Source organism: Bradyrhizobium sp. CCBAU 25360 (assembly GCF_028128695.1).
GTDB classification, from domain to species: Bacteria; Pseudomonadota; Alphaproteobacteria; order Rhizobiales; family Xanthobacteraceae; genus Bradyrhizobium; species Bradyrhizobium ottawaense.
The window spans coordinates 35,630-51,212 of record NZ_LBJA01000027.1 but is presented as its reverse complement, the minus strand read 5'-3'; the positions used below and the strand labels follow the sequence as shown (position 1 = coordinate 51,212).

The 15,583-nt window shown below is 65.5% G+C and carries 16 protein-coding genes; 5 read left to right on the top strand and 11 right to left on the bottom strand.

Going from position 1 to position 15,583, the window contains the following annotated elements:
- Window positions 1-98: 98 nt before the first annotated feature.
- Complete coding sequence (locus tag XH81_RS05760; RefSeq protein WP_271596079.1) at window positions 99-806, bottom strand: hypothetical protein; 708 nt, start codon at window positions 804-806, stop codon at window positions 99-101.
- Window positions 807-986: 180 nt separating this feature from the next.
- Between XH81_RS05760 and XH81_RS05755 the strand changes: the two genes are divergently transcribed.
- Together XH81_RS05755 and XH81_RS05750 are read left to right on the top strand one after the other, a co-directional pair.
- Window positions 987-2,036 carry a LysM peptidoglycan-binding domain-containing protein gene (locus XH81_RS05755; protein WP_212477539.1) on the top strand — a complete coding sequence of 350 codons (1,050 nt, stop codon included), beginning with the start codon at window positions 987-989 and terminating at the stop codon, window positions 2,034-2,036.
- 184 nt (window positions 2,037-2,220) lie between these two features.
- Window positions 2,221-3,513: a Spy/CpxP family protein refolding chaperone gene (locus tag XH81_RS05750; protein ID WP_049801917.1), complete on the top strand. Its 1,293-nt coding sequence runs from the start codon at window positions 2,221-2,223 to the stop codon at window positions 3,511-3,513.
- Between the two features lie 33 nt (window positions 3,514-3,546).
- On the opposite strand, the gene XH81_RS05745 is transcribed toward XH81_RS05750, so the two are convergent.
- From XH81_RS05745 to XH81_RS05705, 9 genes are all read right to left on the bottom strand, one after another.
- Entirely contained in the window at window positions 3,547-4,590 is a 1,044-nt protein-coding gene (locus XH81_RS05745; RefSeq protein WP_197905467.1) for a uroporphyrinogen decarboxylase family protein, read from the bottom strand.
- A 48-nt stretch (window positions 4,591-4,638) separates the two neighbouring features.
- Complete coding sequence (locus XH81_RS05740) at window positions 4,639-5,508, bottom strand: fumarylacetoacetate hydrolase family protein (protein ID WP_028143879.1); 870 nt, start codon at window positions 5,506-5,508, stop codon at window positions 4,639-4,641.
- Between the two features lie 3 nt (window positions 5,509-5,511).
- The gene (locus tag XH81_RS05735; RefSeq protein ID WP_028143880.1) at window positions 5,512-6,171 is read right to left on the bottom strand and encodes a polysaccharide deacetylase family protein; all 660 of its coding nucleotides are present in this window, start codon (window positions 6,169-6,171) and stop codon (window positions 5,512-5,514) included.
- A 9-nt stretch (window positions 6,172-6,180) separates the two neighbouring features.
- A complete protein-coding gene (locus XH81_RS05730; protein WP_028143881.1) occupies window positions 6,181-7,002 on the bottom strand; it encodes an ABC transporter permease in 822 nt (273 codons plus the stop codon).
- A 7-nt stretch (window positions 7,003-7,009) separates the two neighbouring features.
- Window positions 7,010-7,816 carry an ABC transporter ATP-binding protein gene (locus XH81_RS05725; RefSeq protein ID WP_049801915.1) on the bottom strand — a complete coding sequence of 269 codons (807 nt, stop codon included), beginning with the start codon at window positions 7,814-7,816 and terminating at the stop codon, window positions 7,010-7,012.
- Window positions 7,795-8,550 carry an ABC transporter permease gene (locus tag XH81_RS05720; protein ID WP_028143883.1) on the bottom strand — a complete coding sequence of 252 codons (756 nt, stop codon included), beginning with the start codon at window positions 8,548-8,550 and terminating at the stop codon, window positions 7,795-7,797. The genes XH81_RS05725 and XH81_RS05720 overlap by 22 nt, the downstream gene beginning before the upstream one ends.
- Window positions 8,551-8,552: 2 nt before the next feature.
- On the bottom strand, window positions 8,553-9,518 hold the full coding sequence (locus XH81_RS05715) for an ABC transporter substrate-binding protein (protein WP_028143884.1): 966 nt from the start codon (window positions 9,516-9,518) through the stop codon (window positions 8,553-8,555).
- A gap of 53 nt (window positions 9,519-9,571) precedes the next feature.
- On the bottom strand, window positions 9,572-10,279 hold the full coding sequence (locus tag XH81_RS05710; protein WP_038973090.1) for a GntR family transcriptional regulator: 708 nt from the start codon (window positions 10,277-10,279) through the stop codon (window positions 9,572-9,574).
- Between the two features lie 166 nt (window positions 10,280-10,445).
- Window positions 10,446-11,312, bottom strand: coding sequence for a hypothetical protein (locus XH81_RS05705; RefSeq protein WP_028143886.1), 867 nt, complete (start codon window positions 11,310-11,312; stop codon window positions 10,446-10,448).
- A 379-nt stretch (window positions 11,313-11,691) separates the two neighbouring features.
- Here XH81_RS05705 and XH81_RS05700 point away from each other — a divergent pair, with 379 nt between their 5' ends.
- The 3 genes from XH81_RS05700 to XH81_RS05690 are packed head-to-tail and all read left to right on the top strand — an operon-like array spanning window position 11,692 to window position 12,522.
- A complete protein-coding gene (locus XH81_RS05700; protein ID WP_028143887.1) occupies window positions 11,692-11,982 on the top strand; it encodes a BrnT family toxin in 291 nt (96 codons plus the stop codon).
- 11 nt (window positions 11,983-11,993) lie between these two features.
- Entirely contained in the window at window positions 11,994-12,212 is a 219-nt protein-coding gene (locus tag XH81_RS05695; RefSeq protein WP_028143888.1) for a hypothetical protein, read from the top strand.
- A 40-nt stretch (window positions 12,213-12,252) separates the two neighbouring features.
- Window positions 12,253-12,522 carry a hypothetical protein gene (locus XH81_RS05690; RefSeq protein WP_038950749.1) on the top strand — a complete coding sequence of 90 codons (270 nt, stop codon included), beginning with the start codon at window positions 12,253-12,255 and terminating at the stop codon, window positions 12,520-12,522.
- A 597-nt stretch (window positions 12,523-13,119) separates the two neighbouring features.
- Here XH81_RS05690 and XH81_RS05685 read toward each other — a convergent pair.
- Window positions 13,120-15,567 (bottom strand): adenylate/guanylate cyclase domain-containing protein, encoded by a 2,448-nt coding sequence (locus XH81_RS05685; RefSeq protein ID WP_028143890.1) that lies wholly within the window; start codon window positions 15,565-15,567, stop codon window positions 13,120-13,122.
- Window positions 15,568-15,583: the final 16 nt, after the last annotated feature.

Here is a 15,583-nt window from a genome sequence, read left to right as displayed (position 1 = left end):
AAAACCGACAAGACCCCGTTACCAGCGAGGGTTAGAAAACTATGAATCGGAACGAAATCAGAGGGTTGGTTCCAGCGATCGCGGCGATTGCGGTGTACTCACCGCCTGATCTCCCACTCAAGCGCTTCCGCATTGCCCTTGGCGAACATCGCGGGGACATCGAACTTGCCGGTCTTGAGGTCATAGCGGCATTTCCAGTCGGCGAGTCCCTTCACGGCGACGTTCTTCGGATGCTTGTCCATTTCGCCTGACAGCGAGATCAGCAGGTAGCGGTTGTTGGGCCAGTCGACGCCGAGCCAGCGATACCCATCCTCCGTGCCTTTCATGAGATTGGCCGAGATGTGGTAGTCGAGCTTCATCTTCTTCGTGTCGGACCGGCTGTGGAAATAGTCCCAAGCGAGATCGCTGAGCGATTGCTTCGTTGCGCTTACGAACTTCCCGTTCTCGACATGGTAGAGAAAGAGGTCCTGCGAGCCCGAGCCAGTCTTCTGCATGCGCACCAGCCATTGCGAGTCGCTGGTGAAGCGGAAGCCGGCGCCATAGCCCTGCTCGGGCTTCAGCTCCGCCATCTGATCCCCGCGCCGCGCCCAGACCTGCCATTTGACGCCGAAGAGGTCTTCACTGTCCTTCATGTACTGCTCGAGCTTGGTGGCGCCGTCGGGCGAGGTGAAGGCCAGCTCGGCATTGTCGGTGAGGACAAACCCCGGCGGCGGGCCGGAGGCTGAAAGCGCGGGGGAAGCGGCAAGCGTCAGGGCAAGCGCCACCCCAAGGGTGAGATTTGGGGCGGAACGGCAAAATGCGGTCACGGGAAAATTCCTCAAAAAATGCCGCGATGCGGCCTCGCGTGATTTGACGCCGGCGGGGTGGCGCCGGTTCATCCCTGAGTGCCGGGACGGAGGTCTCATCCCATCGACCGTCTTGCTGCCGCAGCCAATTCGGCGCACCCTGCCGCCCTCGGCTGATTTGCCACCCAAGGTTCTTTTCCGATGATGACCGCATCCAAGGCCTTCATTGCTCTTTGCCTGCTCGCACTGGTCGGCACGGTGCTGGTGATCGGCCCGACCGAGCTGCGCCGCCTGCTGCCGGACGGGACCAAGACCGCCGTCGCCGCCAAGCCCGAGTCCAAGGTCGAACCAAAGGTCGAGGCCAAGGTCGACCTCAAGCCCGAGCCGAAACTGGAACAGCCCAAACCGGACCAGCCAAAGCTTGCCGCCATCGCGCCGCCTGCGCCCGCGGCGTTGCCGTCGCCGGCCCCCGAGCCGAAGGTGGCCGCGCTGGGCGAGATTCAGAAGCAGGTCACGGCGCTGCCCGATCTTGCACCGGTCAAGCCGCCGCTGGCGGTCGCCGACACCGGCCCCCGTTTCGACGTCGCCCGCGTCGACGATCACGGCGAGGCGGCGGTGATTGCGGGCCAGGCCACGCCGGGTGCCAAGGTCGAGCTGCTACGCGACGGCAAGCCGCTGGATACGGTGGTCGCGGACGCTTCGGGTCAGTTCGTCATGACCCCGCCGCAGCTTCCCGCCGGCTCCTATGAATTGACGCTCCGCGCCAGGGCGCCGGATGGCACGGTCACGCAGTCCAGCCGGACCATGCCGGTGACCATCGCCGAGGCGGCGCCGCCGCCCGCGCGTCCGGCACCGGTCGCCAGGCAAGACGTGAAGCAGGCCGAGAAGCCGGACGACAAATCGGATGTCGTCGCCGCCCTGCAGTCGGGCTCGCCGCATCTGGCCGCGGCATCCGACAGGCTCGCGGCCCGGCCGAAGCTGGTCGGCGCGCCGAAACCTCGCGTCATGGCGCGGGCGCCGGCGGCGACGACCGTTGCATCGGCCTCGCCGGCGGATGGCCTCAGCGCCGCGCCGGCGGAGACCGGCAGCCGGGTGATTTCCCGCGGCGACAGCCTGTGGGCGCTCAGTCGGCTGGCTTATGGCGACGGCGCCCGCTACGCCGTGATCTTCAAGGCCAACCGCGACAAGATCCACAATCCCAATCTGATCTATCCCGGCCAGACGTTTGTGATGCCGCAAAAGGCGGAGTGAGGGCGCGGTCTTTCTCCTCCTTCTCCCGCGGGCGGAATGAAGTCAGCCGCCGCCCGCGACGCTTTGCCCTGTGTCCCCCGGGGAACAATTGGTTCCCCGGCGCGTCATCTCGATGCGCCGCAGTGCGCGCGCGGGCAGCTGGGAGGAGGCCGAATTGGTCAGGTCAGCGGTCGTGTCAGGACGCATGGGACTGGCGCTGGCAGGCGCGACCATCATGATGGCGGCAGTGCTGCTGCCCGGTAAGGCTGAAGCGCAGTTCGGATTGCGCGGCGGTCCGCTTGGCGTCGCACGCTTCGCCGTTGGCCATGTGATCGGCATGTCGCGCTTGCGCCATTCCCGCATGGCGGTGCGGGGCGGCCGATACCGCTCCGCCGCGTTGAGGTCGCAAGATCCACGTCAAGATCCGCGCGGCGCCGAGCGCAGCCAGAATTCCAATCCTTACGTCCTGCGTGCGGCACTCACGGCGCAAGCAGCCTTGTCGGGCTGGCAGGGCGGTCGCCGACCGCAGGGTTGGTGGCGCCATCCCGACGGCAGCTACGGCTGGGTCGGCCCGGTGTTCTGGCCGTTCGCGCATGACGACCTCACCAATGCCGTGGTCTTCGGCGATGCGACCAGCCTCTCGCTTTACGGCTATGGCGACATCTATGCCGCGCTCTTCGCGCCCTATGCGGCGACCGAACTCGCGGCCTACACCGCACCGCAAGGCCGGCGCGGGCGACGGGTCCCGACTGCGGAGACCCTGTGCGAGGCCAGCGACACCGGCGGTCTGCCGGTCGACCGCATCGCCAGCGCCCTGCAGCCGAACGAATTGCAGCGCGTGGCGCTCGACGAGCTCGCATCCGCCTGGACCAATGCGCGCGACACCATCCGCGCCGCCTGCCCGGCGCAGGCGCCCGCCAGCGCGTTGGAACGGCTGGGGCTGATGCAGGCGCGCATCGAGGCCATGATCAAGGCAGCCGACGCCATCGAGGCGCCGCTGGCGAAGTTCACAGGTCTTCTCGATGACGGCCAGAAGGCCAAGCTCGAGGCGCTCTCCAAGGACCGTCGTGCCGCGCTCGCGTCCATGCAGCGCAAGGATACGAGCAAGGATACGAGCAAGGATGCGCAGGCTTCGAGCGCCTGCGACCCCAACAGCGATCCCCGCTATGACGAAAAGCTGCAGCGTCAGTATGAGCAGCTCGTGCAGCAGCAATGGCCGGCAGATGATGTCGCCTCGACGCTCCGTCTCGACGACACCGCCCGCGCCCGCTTCGAGGTGCTCCAGGACACCACGCTGCGCACCATGGAAACGCTCAGTGCCTGCCCGTCACAGACGCCCGAGACACCGCAGGCCCGCCTCACCGCCGTGAAAGCGCGGCTGCAAACGATGTTGCAAGCGGTGAACGGCGTCACCGATGCGCTCGACGATTTCGAGGCGGATCTGACCGACGAGCAGAAGGCCGGCTTCGAGGCGATCGGGCCGAAGCGGGGGGCGTGAGGCCGACGGCGAGACGCCTCCCCGTGAAATCGGTTAGCTAATCTCCCGCCTGACCTTCGCGGCCGCATCGCACATGGCCTTCAGCTTCCCGAATGCGGTCGCGCGCGGCATGTATTTCATGCCGCAATCGGGCGCGGGGATCAGACGGTCGGGCGACACGTATTTGAGCCCGTTGCGGATGCGATCGGCGACAGTATCGACGCTCTCGATCGCGGGGTCCGCGAGGTCGAGCACGCCGAGCATGATCTTCTTCGACGACAAATCCTTGAGCACGCCGAGGTCGAGCTTCGGCTGCGCCGCCTCGATCGAGATCTGGTCGGCGATGGTGTCGTCGAGCTCGGCCAGGTAGGAATAGCCGGCCGGCTTGTTCGAACCCGGCACGACGGCCGCATAGCCAAAGCAGAGATGCACCACGGTCGGCACTGTGATGCCCTGCAGCGCGCGGTTGATCGCCTTGACTGCATAGCGCTTGGCGAGCTCCGGATTGTTGCGCACCCAGGGCTCGTCGAGCTGGATCACGTCGGCGCCGGCCTTTTGCAGATCGAGCGCCTCGGCATTGACGGCCTCGGCCAGTGCCATCGCCAGCTCTTCCTCGTCCTTGTAGAACTCGTTCTTGGCCTGCTGGCTCATCGTGAACGGGCCGGGAAGGGTGATCTTCGCCGCACGCTCGGTGTTCTCACGCAGGAACTGCATGTCATGCAGCTCGACCGGGCCTTTGCGCTTGATGGGACCGACGACGCGCGGCACCGGCGTCTTCGTGTTGCCGGTGCGCGCCACGATCATCGCGGGATTGTCGCCGTCGATGCCATCGAGCGCGGTGGCGAAACGGTTGGAATAGCTCTCGCGGCGAATCTCGCCGTCGGTCACGATGTCGATGCCGGCGCGTTCCATGTCGCGGATCGCGACGATGGTGGCATCGTCCTGGGCTTCCTCCAGATGCTCCGCCGGCAGCCGCCACATGTCGTGCAGGCGGGTGCGCGGCACCACCTTCGACAGCATGGCGCGGTTCACCAGCCATTCCGGCTGCGGATAGCTGCCGACCACGGTGGTCGGCAGGATGTGCGTTGGCATGGGCATGGGGTTCTCCTTCTTATTGTTGTCGAGCGCTGTTGTGAGCGCGTCTGGTCAGGCCGCGCGCGTTGCCGCGACTGAACCCTCGTCCTTGACGGGATTACTGAGGATGCCGATGCCGGAGATCTCGATCTCGACGACGTCACCGCCCTTCATCCACAGCGGCGGCGTGCGATAGGCGCCGACGCCGCCGGTCGTGCCTGTCACGATCACGTCGCCGGGCACGAGCTCAGTGAAGGTCGAGCAATAGGCGATCAGGGCCGGCACGTCGAAGACGAGATCGGAGATCGGCGCCTTCTGCACCTCGACGCCGTTGAGCCGGGTGATCAGCGTCTGCGCGGTGACATCGGTCAGCTCGTCGGTCGTGACCATCCACGGCCCGAAGCCGCCGGTCCCGGCAAAATTCTTGCCCGGCGCGAATTGCGAGGTGTGGCGCTGCCAGTCGCGGATGCTGCCGTCATTGTAGCAGGCATAACCTGCGACATGGCTGAGCGCAGCTTCACGCGCGATGCGGCGGCCGGCCTTGCCGATGATGACGGCCATTTCGCCCTCATAGTCGAAACGCTCGGATTCCAGCGGCCGGATCATCGGCTGGCCGTGGCCGACCTGGCTGTTGGCGAAGCGGGTGAAGATCATCGGATGCGCCGGCGTCGGGTGGCCGCTCTCGGCGAGATGCGTGGCGTAGTTGACGCCGATGCAGAAGATCTTGTCGGGATCGGGGACCGTCGGCAGCAGCGCGACGTCCTGCAATGCGTAGTCGGGCTTCTCGGCGATGAGCTTCTTCAGCTCGTCGAGCGAGCCCTTTGCAAGCAGCGTCTTCAGCGTCGGATAGGCCTTCAGGCGCTTGCCGGCATCGATGACACCCTTGTCGGTGACGATGCCATAGCTCGCACTGCCGGCGATGGTGAAGCTTGCGACTTTCATGGGTCAAACACTCTCTTCGATGGAGGAAACATAGTCGTTGATCGGAAGCGCGATCTCGCCGCCCCGGATCGGAACGCAGGCCGGCGGGAAGTCCTGGCGGAAGCGGGCGCCGGCCGCACCGGCGCGGTCGAGAAAGCGTTCCAGATGCGCCATCGCGCCGGTCGGAAGATCGTGCAGCACCATCAGTGTCCAGGGCTGCCGGCTGCATTGGTCGAGCGCGCGCTCGGTCCAGCCGTCGGGGTCGTCCCAGTCGCGCGGAATCGAATTCCAGAGCACGCAGCTGTGCTTTTTGCGTGTGAGATAGTCGACCACGGACGGCTTGAGCAGCCGCTTGTCGAGATTGCCGCCGCCACCGAACGGCCGGAACCAGCGCTGCGGATGGGCGAGATCGCCAATCGCGTCCTGCGTGCGGCCGATCTCGTTCTCCGCGGTGTCGCGCCCGGATTGCTCGCCAAGCGGGATGCTGTGCGTGAAGGTGTGGTTGCCGATCCAGTGCCCCTCGCGGTGCGCGCGCTCCGCAAGGCCGCGCCGCTCGGGGTTGGCGAGCTTCTCGCCGATGACGAAGAAGGTGGTCTTGATCCCGCGCGTCCCGAGAATGTCGAGCACGCGCGGCGTCACCTCGGGATCGGGGCCGTTGTCGAATGTCAGGGTCAGATCGTACACGCAGCTACCTCAGGTCGCCGGCTGCATCGCGCCTGTCGCGATGTCGTCGTTGGCCTGGCCGGCGCGGGTGCCGGTCTGCCAGATCGCCGCCTTGCGCTCGATCCACCGGATTACGGCGTTGAAGCCGATCGCGAGGAACAGCACCAGCAGCACGCCCGCGAACACGTGCGGGCTGTCGAGGATGGTGCGGTAGCGCGAGATCAAATAGCCGATGCCGGCCGAGGAGATCAGCATCTCCGAGACGACGACGCCGACGATCACCAGCGCGCCGCCGACACGAAGGCCGGACAGGACGGTCGGGATCGCCGCGGGGATGATGACGCGGACCAGCCGCTGGCTCAGCGTCGCGCCCATGCTGCGGGCCGCGAGCAGGAGCTGCGGATCGATGGTCTGGATGCCGGCAGCGGTCGCGAGCATCGTCGGCAGAAAGCCGTAGATCGAGGCGAACGCGATCTTGGATTCCGAGCCGATGCCGAGCCACACGGTGAAAACGGGATAGAGGATCACCAGCGGCACCGCGTAGAGGCTCGACACCATCGGCATGATCAACACGCGCGGGCGCGGCAGGCTGCCGACGACGGCGCCGAGCAGGATGCCGCCGCCGCAGGCGAACGCCATGGAGACCACGACCTCGTAGAGCGTGACTGCCAGCGCATGACCATATTCGCCGGCGTCGGTCCATCCGGCCATCAAGGTGGACGATAGCGAGGGCAGGAACAGCTCGGCAATGAGCCCGGTGCGCGGCAGCAGCTCCCACAAGGCGATCAGGCCGATCACGATCAGATATCGCAACGTCCTCGCGCTTATTCTGGCACTGATCCTGGCGCTCATCGTCGCCTCACGCCGATTTGCGGATATGCCGCCAGATGCGGTCGCGCAGGCTCCCGAACGCATCGCCGCTCAGCATCTCGTAGGTGCGAGGCCGCGGCAGCTGGACCTGAAGATGGTCGACGATGCGGCCGGGCCGCGCCGACATCACGATCACCTCATCGGCGAGATAGACGGCTTCGGTGAGGCTGTGGGTGACGAAGACGACCGTCTTGCCGGTCGCCGCCCAGATGCGCAGCAGCTCGTCGCCCATGGTCATGCGCGTCTGCTCGTCGAGCGCTGCGAACGGCTCGTCCATCAGCAGCACGGGCGGATCCTGCACCAGCCCGCGCGCGATCGAGACGCGCTGCTTCATGCCGCCCGAGAGCTCGTGCGGATGGCGCCTGCCGAAACCTTCGAGCCCGACCAGCTTGAGCGCATCCTGCGCCTTGGCGCGGCGCTCGGCCTTGGGCACGCCGCGCAGCGCCAGCGGAAACTCGACATTGTCCTCGGCCGTCAGCCAGGGAAACAGGCTCGCTTCCTGGAACACCACGCCGACCCTGTCGGGGTCGGGCTGCAGGATCGGCGCGCCGCTGATGGTGATCGTGCCCGCGGTCTGCTGGCGCAGGCCCGCCATCATCATCAGGAGGGTGGACTTGCCGCAGCCACTGGGTCCGACCAGCACCACGAAGCGGCCGGGCTTGACCTCGAGGGAGACGTCCTCCAGCGCGACGACGTCCTGCGACCGGGTCTTGAACACCTGGCCGACATTCTTCACCTCGATCGCGCCGGCGCGCGGGGCGGGCTTCAATTGGGTCACGTTCGCCAATGGCTGCATCGCGTTTCCACCCATCTGACAAGTTCGTTGAAGGTCATGGCGATCGCGGCGACCATCACGACGCCGGCGAGGAGCTGCTTCATCTGGAAATTCTCGCCCCAGGTCGCGATCTGGTGGCCGATGCCGTCGCGCGAGGCGTACATCTCGGCGAGGATGACGCCGGTGAGGTTGAAGATCATGGAGATCCGCAAGGCCTCCAGCAGCACCGGCAGCATGCTCGGCAGATAGACCCGGAACGCGGTCTGCATCCGCGTGGCGCCATAGGAGCGTGCCACCGTCAGATGCTCGACCTTGACCGACTCCACCGCGGTGGTGGTCGACATGATCACGATGAAGATCGTGGAGAAGAAGCCGAAGCCGACCTTCTGGGCAAAGCCGACGCCGAACACCAGGATGAACATCGGCAGGAAGATCGACTTCGGGATGCTGAAGGCGAAGAACAGCAGCGGCTTGGCGACATCGGCGAAGTAGCGGTTCTCCGCGACCAGGAAGCCGATCAGCGCGCCGAACGGCACGGCCAGCGCGAACGCCGTCAGCACCTCGGTCGCGGTGACCATCAAATCCTTCTGCACCGCGGCGCGCTGCAGCAGTTCGCCGAGCGTCACGAATGTGTCGGAGGCCGACGGCAGCAGCCGCGGATTGACGATGCCGGTGCGCGACAGCATTTCCCACAGCGCCAGGACCGCGACGATGATCGCGATCCGCGCGAGGTTGATGGCGAGCGTGCCCTGCATCGTTACGGCTTGGTCGGGACGGGCTTGAACTTGGTCGAGATCACGTCCTCGGCGGGCACGATGTCCTTGAGCCCGCCGAGCTTGGCGAGATCGAGCGACAGCTGCACGGCGGCGCTGACGTTGGCCGCGCCCATGTCGCCGCTGGTCTCCAGCTTCATGATGGTGTTGTCGTATTCGAGGCCGGCGATCTCCGGCGGCATTTCGTAGAGCTCGGCGATCAGCTTGACGGTGACGTCGCGATTGGCCCGCATGAATGCGACCGCGCCGTAGAGGGCGTTCACCGCCTTCTGCACCATCTGGGGTTTTGCATCGGCAAACTTGTCGAGCACGATCCAGCCCGCGGCGAGGTTCGGCGGCACAGCGGTCGAATAGTCGAGAATGGTCTTGGCTTCGCCGGATTTCGAGATCTGGAAGCTCAGCGGCGAATAGACCACGGCGGCCTCGACATTGCCGGCGAGCAGGTTCGGCACCAGGCCGCCACCGCCGACGGGCACGCGCGTGAAGTCGATCTTCTTGTCCTGAATGGTCCACAGCGCGAGCAGGTCCGAGCCCGAGCCGGCCGCGGTGATCGCCACCTTCTTGCCGTTGAGGTCCTTGACGTCGAGCGTGGATTTGGTCGGCACCATCAGCTGCCAGCCGAAATTGCCCATCGCGGCGTTGGCGACGATGCGCGACATCACGCCCTTCTTGCGCCCGGCGGAGACCAGCGACGGCGGATCGAGGATGATGTCGGCCGCGCCTGCGGCCATGCCCTCGAAGGTCTCGGCACCGCTGCGGTAGATGGTCAGCTCGGCCTGGATGCCTTCCTTCTCGAACAGCTTTTGCCGCACCGCCGTCTCGGCGATCGTCGTTGGCCAATATGTCTTGGTGGGCAGGCCGACGCGGATGGTGTCGGCGGCGTTCGCGGGGCCGGCCAGGATGGCGGCGGCAACGAGCGATAGGAGCGCATGACGGCGATTGATCTTCATTGTTTCCTCCCGGTCTGTCTTTTCTTGTTTGTGTGCCGGATTCGTCCGGATCGTCAGGTCGTGCGGCTCACCTCCGCAATGCGCGAGGCGGCGAGCTCGACGAATTCCTTGGTGATACCGAAATGCTTTGACAGAGCGCGAACCGCCGCATCGGCGTCGCGCTTCATCACGGCCGCGACGATCGCCTCGTGCTCAGCCTCGACGTCGCGCGGCTTGACGCCGGGCTCGCGACGGATCGACAGACGCCGATATCGCTCGCTTTGCTCGTGCAACACGTCGCGGAAGCCGAGCAGCCATGGCGAGCCGCAGGCGTTGACCAGCGCACGGTGGAAAATGCGGTGACGGATCACCCATTCCTCGTAATGCACCGTGGGATCATCGGGGTAGTGATAGGGGACGGCTTTCAGAGCCGACCAGGTCGACTTCACCGATTCGAGCCAGGCATCGTCGCCCCGCTCGATCGACCGGCGCAGCGCAAGCCCCTCGATGTCGATCCGGGTCTGCGTCACGTCGGCGAGATCGGCGAGCGACACCGGGCTGACGCGGAAGCCGCGCTGGTCCGAGGCCTGCACCAGGCCGTCGGCGACGAGGCGCGACAGTGCCTCGCGGACGGCGGCAAGGCTCACCGAAAACTGCTTGGCGAGGCCGGCGATGTGCAGCTTCTGGGCCGGCAGCAGTCGCGCCGCCAGGATATCGGCGCGCAACCGCTCATGCAGCGCCGACGTCAGGCTGCGCGGACCATCCCCGGAGTTTCCGGACATATCGAATTGAAGCGGACCCATCGGGCGATGATTGCAAGGCGGCATCCCGGGGTCAATAGAAAATCGAAAATCGATTTTTCTGGCAGGCAAGCTTGGGCTGGCGTTGGAAGCTCGGGAATCTCCATCGGTGGGGCCTGTCCCGCCTACGCCGCCGAAGCCGCTTCGATCAGCCGCACGCCCAGTCGAATTTCATGTCCCTGAAGTCGAACTGCGCGTTGCCGGTGCCGAAATTGTAGCCGCCGAGATATTCCTCGAACTCGATATAGAACGGACTCATCTCCGGCACCGCCTGGCACGGCCGCATGGTGCCGCCGAGATGGTTGTGGGCGTGGTCCTTGGCCCAGTCGTGCAGGCGGTAATTGTCGGCGGTCGGGACGCCGCCCTCAAAGTAATAATAGGACTGATAGCCGGTCGGCGGGTTGCGCGGGATGTGCGGGTCCTGCGGGGCCTTGCCGGCGTTGGGATCATCAGCGCGCGGCGTCAACGCGATCGCGAGGTTCTCGGCCAGTTCGGCACGCGGAGGGCCGGCGAACATCTTCTGCGCAAAGGGCGGGGCCGTCTCAAAGAAGGCACTGGCGCCGCCGACATCGAGCCAGCGCGGCCGGTCGGCCGTCGCCAGCGCAAGCGGCGCGGGCGGTGTCGCGAACGGGCCTTCGTATTCGCTTCTGGTCAGCAGCAGCGCGGCATATTCGTAGTCGAGGATGTCGGTCATGCGCGACAGGCGCGGATGCGATGGCTGCGCCATCACCGCCGCGCGGATCTCGGGGACATCGGTCGCGCCGCCGTCAGTGTGATCAGCCGGAGTGGCGAAGAACGACACCGCGACGATGTCCTCGCCATGCACGCGATAATCTTCCGGCAGCAGCAGCGTGAAGCCGTGCATCAGCGGATAGCCGGTGACGGGATCAAGCGGCCATTGCTCGCTGCCGATGCCCGGCGGCAGGCCATAGACCCAACCCTGGTCGCGCGCGCGATCGGCGGGACGGTCCAGCATCTTCAGATCATAAGCACGCGAAGGCAAGGCAAACGCCACTGGTAGTCTCCATTGGAAGCGCCTCGCCGTTGAGGCGAGGGTTAGTCGCGGGGAGCAGGGATGTGGTTCGGGGGGGAGGAATTTTGGCAACGCCGTCGCCTCATTCTCCCCTGTCGTCCCGGCGAACGCCGGGACCCATAACCACAGGGAGAAGTTTGGCGAAGATGAGTTGTTCGGTACTTCTATCTCCGCCGATAGATCACGCGGTATGGGCGGGACGAGCGGTGAGGGCACGCTGAGGCGGTTTTAACCCCTCCTATCTGATCTGGCTGCTTGGAAGTTCTTACGGAAAGGCTTATTCCTACGCTCTGTGAGGAGGCAACGATTGATGTCCTCTTCGCCGCCCTCCAGCACCGTGTCTTCTCGGGGCACTCTGACTATGCAGTTCGAGTTCGATTGGGACCCGATCAAGGCGGAGAGCAATCGGCGCAAGCATGGGGTCGCCTTCGAGGCGGCGATGGGCGTTTTCAGCGATCCGCTGGCCCTGTCGCTACTCGACAATGAGTCTGGCAAAGGGGAGGAGCGATGGGTTACCATGGGCCGGAGCCCGGCTGGTAATTTGCTTCTGGTCGTTCATACCTATGTCGAGCTGACAGCGGACCGGGCCGCGATCCGCATCATCTCGGCGCGCTACCCGAGTCGCCGCGAGATCAGGTCTTATGAAGGTTGAACGGTAATCCGATGAAGGACGAATACGATTTCTCGACCGCCGCGCGCGGCAAGTTCTTCCGCAAAGGCGCTCGCCTCGTGCCGCCGGTGCACCTGGAACCCGAGGTTCTGGCCTACCTCTCGGACCTCGCCGAGACCCAAGGCACCTCGCTGAACGACCTCGTGAACACCCTTCTCAGAGAAGACATTGAGCGCCTCGACGCAGAGAAGCAGCACTCGCCCCGGCCATAGTCTGCTCCCGCGGAGACAGCGATGAAGGTTTTCAAATGGGATGACGATCTTGCTGTGGTTCTTCCCCCAGGAGCTGATCGACCAGCTCGCTCTCAAGGAGGGCGACGAAATCGAAATCGCCGCCACCGGTGGAAGCACGACCACTGCCGAGACCGAGGTCCAGCGTGGCGGTCTGCGCGAAAACCGCCGCGTTGAATTGTGGCCTCCGACCGACTCTCGCAACCCATTGATCTGTCAGTCGCCGTCTACTGTGCATGGGGTTGTTTTCGATGTTTTAAGAAGGCCTGAAGCACATCTCTCATTCGAATAATCCAAAATTCGCTTTACTCGAAAAACGAAACACCCTATGATCCCTCCCAACTCATCCCCCGGTAAGGGACGGATCGCGATCGTCAGGGTTCGTGGGGTGAGGGGCGGTGGACGCGGGCGGCGTTGGTGCCAGATGCGGTCGCAGGGCGGGTAGTCCCCGTGAGCGATCAGCGGGCGCGTGTACGACGGTGCTGCCTTGCGTACGGCAAAATCGTGTGGTCGTGACGCCCGAATTTCTGGCGTCAAGTCTTGCAGCGGTGCGCTGGTCCGACCGGACCTGCGCATCCCTTGAAAGCTGCAAGACGACGGTGGCAACAGAGAATCGACTCACCGGCGAGAGCGCGACATAAGCCGTTTCAACCACTGCGCAGGGAAGGCCGGGCATTCGGCCGCACCTGTTTCTCCCCTGTGAGCGACTATCACGCACTCATGCACAGGGGTTTTCGGGTGCCAGCCGGTGCCCGGTCTTCCCTGCGCCCTTCCACTTCGAAGGGTGCCGAGACCAAGCTAAACCCGGGCGCCATGTGCCGCGGGATCGCGACATGCTGTTTGTAAGCGATAGCAGGCAATGCCAGACCATGCGAGGCGAGCGAGAGAGCTAACCGCGGCGCCGCGCCACTGAGGCGTCCATCACGTTCTCGACTTCCTCGCGCCAGTTCAAAATCTCCATCGCCAGCACGGGATGATTGAAACCCTTGAGCTGGAGGTCGTCGAGCGCGCGCGCGTCGACCCAGGGCTCTACGATGCCGTAGACGCGGCGGCTGACCACGATCTGGTTGGGCTTGGCTTCGCCGCACAGGCGCGAGGCGAGGTTGGTGACGCTGCCGATCGCGGCATATTCCAGCCGCTGCTCGAAGCCGACCTGGCCGAGCGTGGCATAGCCGACCGCGATGCCGATGCCGAAGCCGAGGCTGTGTCCGCGGTTGCGCCAGCGCTCGGTCAGCGGGCCGATCGTGTCGCGCATCTCCACCGCCATCTTCACGGCGCGCTTGGTGTGGTCCTCGAACTGGATCGGCGCGTTGAACAGGATCATCACGCCGTCGCCGGCATATTTGTCCAGCGTGCCCTCGTACTTGAAGATCAGCTTGCCGAGCGCGGCGTGATATTCGCGCAGCACGTTCATCGCCTCTTCCGGCTCGGTCGCTTCCGTGAACGCGGTGAAGCCGCGCAGATCGCAGAACACCACGGTCACCTCGCGGCGCTGGCTGGTGAGCAGCCCTTCGGGGCTGTCGGAGGAGGCGATCAGCTGTGCGACCTGCGGCGCCAGGAAACGTTCCAGCTTGCGGATGCGCTCGATCTCGCCGAGCTGGGTCTTGACGCGCTCCTCCAGCGACTTGTTCCAGTTCTTCAATTGCTCGGTCTGCTCGCGCAGCTTGTCGGCCTGGGCGCGCACGGTCTCGTTCGCCGTCTCCAGCGCGTGGCTCTTGTGGTCGACCTCGGTGAACAGCCGCGCATTGCGCATCGCCAGCACGGCCTGGTTGGCGAAGGTGCGCATCAGGCCGATGATGCTGGCGGCGAACTCGCCGCTCGCGCGGCGCAGCACCACCAGCGAGCCGAGCGTGCCCTGCTGGTCGACCAGCGGCACCACCAGCACCGAGTGGAAGCCGGCCGCGATGGCGACCTCGCGCAGCGGCTGCTCGGCGGCCGCGCCAAGTTCGGCAATCGCGATCGGCTCGCCGCTTTCGGCGGCATCGCTCAGGATGTTCTCGCCTTCGTCGATGGTGACATGCGCGCCGTCGGGGGATTTGTCGATGCCGTTGGCCTCGACCAGGTTGAAGCGGCGCCTCTCGGCATCGAAGCCGTAGATCAGCACCGCATCGGCATGGGTGATCTCGATCGCGCGCGCGGCGATCGTCGGCAGCACGGCGTTGAGATCGAGCGAGGCGGCGACGGCGCGGCCGACCTCCTCCAGCACCTTCAGCTCGTTGATCGACTGCGCCAGATCGCGCGTGCGCTCCTCGACCTTGGTCTCCAGGTCCGAATAGGTCTCCTGGATCTGGCCGGCCATGCGGTTGAACTGACCGGCGAGATCTTCCAGCTCGTCCGCGGTACGCACTTCGATGCGGTGACTGAAATCGCCCTCGCCGAGCCTGTAGGCGCCGTCGCGCAGCGCGGTGATCGGAATGATCATGCGGCGGGCGAGCAGCGTGCCGGCGAGGATCGCGACCATCAGCCCCATGCCGATCAGGAGCGCGATGCGCACCAGCTGGTCGCGGATCGGCGTCAGGGCCTGCGTGGTCGGCTGCTCGAACAGCACGCTCCAGCCGAGCTTCGGCACCGTGCTCGCGGCGCTCATCACCGCATGGCCGTTGAAGTCGGTGCCCGAACTGTCGGCCTCATGGCCAGGCGCGATCGCGGCCGCGACCTGCGGCAGCTTCGACAAATCCTTGCCGACATCGGGCCCTTTCGACGACGTCGCCAGCACGCGGCCGCGGGGATCGACGACATAGGCAAAGGCGGCCTTGCCGACTTGCGCGTCGGACAGGAAGTCGGAGAGAAAGCTGAGATCGATCTCGGCCACGGTGACGCCGGCATTGAAGCCGGAATGCGCCACCGAGATCGACATGAACGGCGTCCGGTCGGCGAACCAGGCCGGCGCATAGCTGACGCCGCGGGCGACGGTGTCGGTGAAGCGCATGTCGCGGGAGAGGTCGGCATTGCTGCCGGTCGTGGTCGATTGGCGGGAGACGCGCAGCACCTCGCGGCCTTCGCCGTTGAGCTGGAACAGCTGGTTGACGACCGAGACTTGGTGCAGCAGCGACGCGTAGTCGGCGCGGCGCTTTTCGAGGGTGTCCTGGCTCGCCCGCGTCACCCAGCTGATCTGGCGATCGAGCTCCGAGATCGACTGCTCGATCCGCCGGGCGGCGGCTTGCGCCTTGTCCTCCAGCCCGTCGGTCAGCTGGGTCTTGGTGGCGCGGTAGGAGATCCAGGTCTCCATCGCGCCGTTGACGGCGAGGACGAACACGACGAGGCCGACGAGGGAGACGACGTATTTGGCGAACAGGCCCTCGCGCAGAAACCGTGTCTTGTCGTTCGCTCCTGCCATCCCGATCCTCTCGCGC

Coding starts and splice junctions, on each gene's coding strand:
- XH81_RS05755 (WP_212477539.1), top strand. CDS start 987: ATGATGACCGCATCCAAGGCCTTCATTGCTCTTTGCCTGCTCGCACTG.
- XH81_RS05750 (WP_049801917.1), top strand. CDS start 2,221: ATGGGACTGGCGCTGGCAGGCGCGACCATCATGATGGCGGCAGTGCTG.
- XH81_RS05745 (WP_197905467.1), bottom strand. CDS start 4,590: ATGCCCATGCCAACGCACATCCTGCCGACCACCGTGGTCGGCAGCTAT.
- XH81_RS05740 (WP_028143879.1), bottom strand. CDS start 5,508: ATGAAAGTCGCAAGCTTCACCATCGCCGGCAGTGCGAGCTATGGCATC.
- XH81_RS05730 (WP_028143881.1), bottom strand. CDS start 7,002: ATGAGCGCCAGGATCAGTGCCAGAATAAGCGCGAGGACGTTGCGATAT.
- XH81_RS05725 (WP_049801915.1), bottom strand. CDS start 7,816: ATGCAGCCATTGGCGAACGTGACCCAATTGAAGCCCGCCCCGCGCGCC.
- XH81_RS05720 (WP_028143883.1), bottom strand. CDS start 8,550: ATGCAGGGCACGCTCGCCATCAACCTCGCGCGGATCGCGATCATCGTC.
- XH81_RS05715 (WP_028143884.1), bottom strand. CDS start 9,518: ATGAAGATCAATCGCCGTCATGCGCTCCTATCGCTCGTTGCCGCCGCC.
- XH81_RS05710 (WP_038973090.1), bottom strand. CDS start 10,279: ATGTCCGGAAACTCCGGGGATGGTCCGCGCAGCCTGACGTCGGCGCTG.
- XH81_RS05700 (WP_028143887.1), top strand. CDS start 11,692: ATGCAGTTCGAGTTCGATTGGGACCCGATCAAGGCGGAGAGCAATCGG.
- XH81_RS05695 (WP_028143888.1), top strand. CDS start 11,994: ATGAAGGACGAATACGATTTCTCGACCGCCGCGCGCGGCAAGTTCTTC.
- XH81_RS05690 (WP_038950749.1), top strand. CDS start 12,253: ATGACGATCTTGCTGTGGTTCTTCCCCCAGGAGCTGATCGACCAGCTC.
- XH81_RS05685 (WP_028143890.1), bottom strand. CDS start 15,567: ATGGCAGGAGCGAACGACAAGACACGGTTTCTGCGCGAGGGCCTGTTC.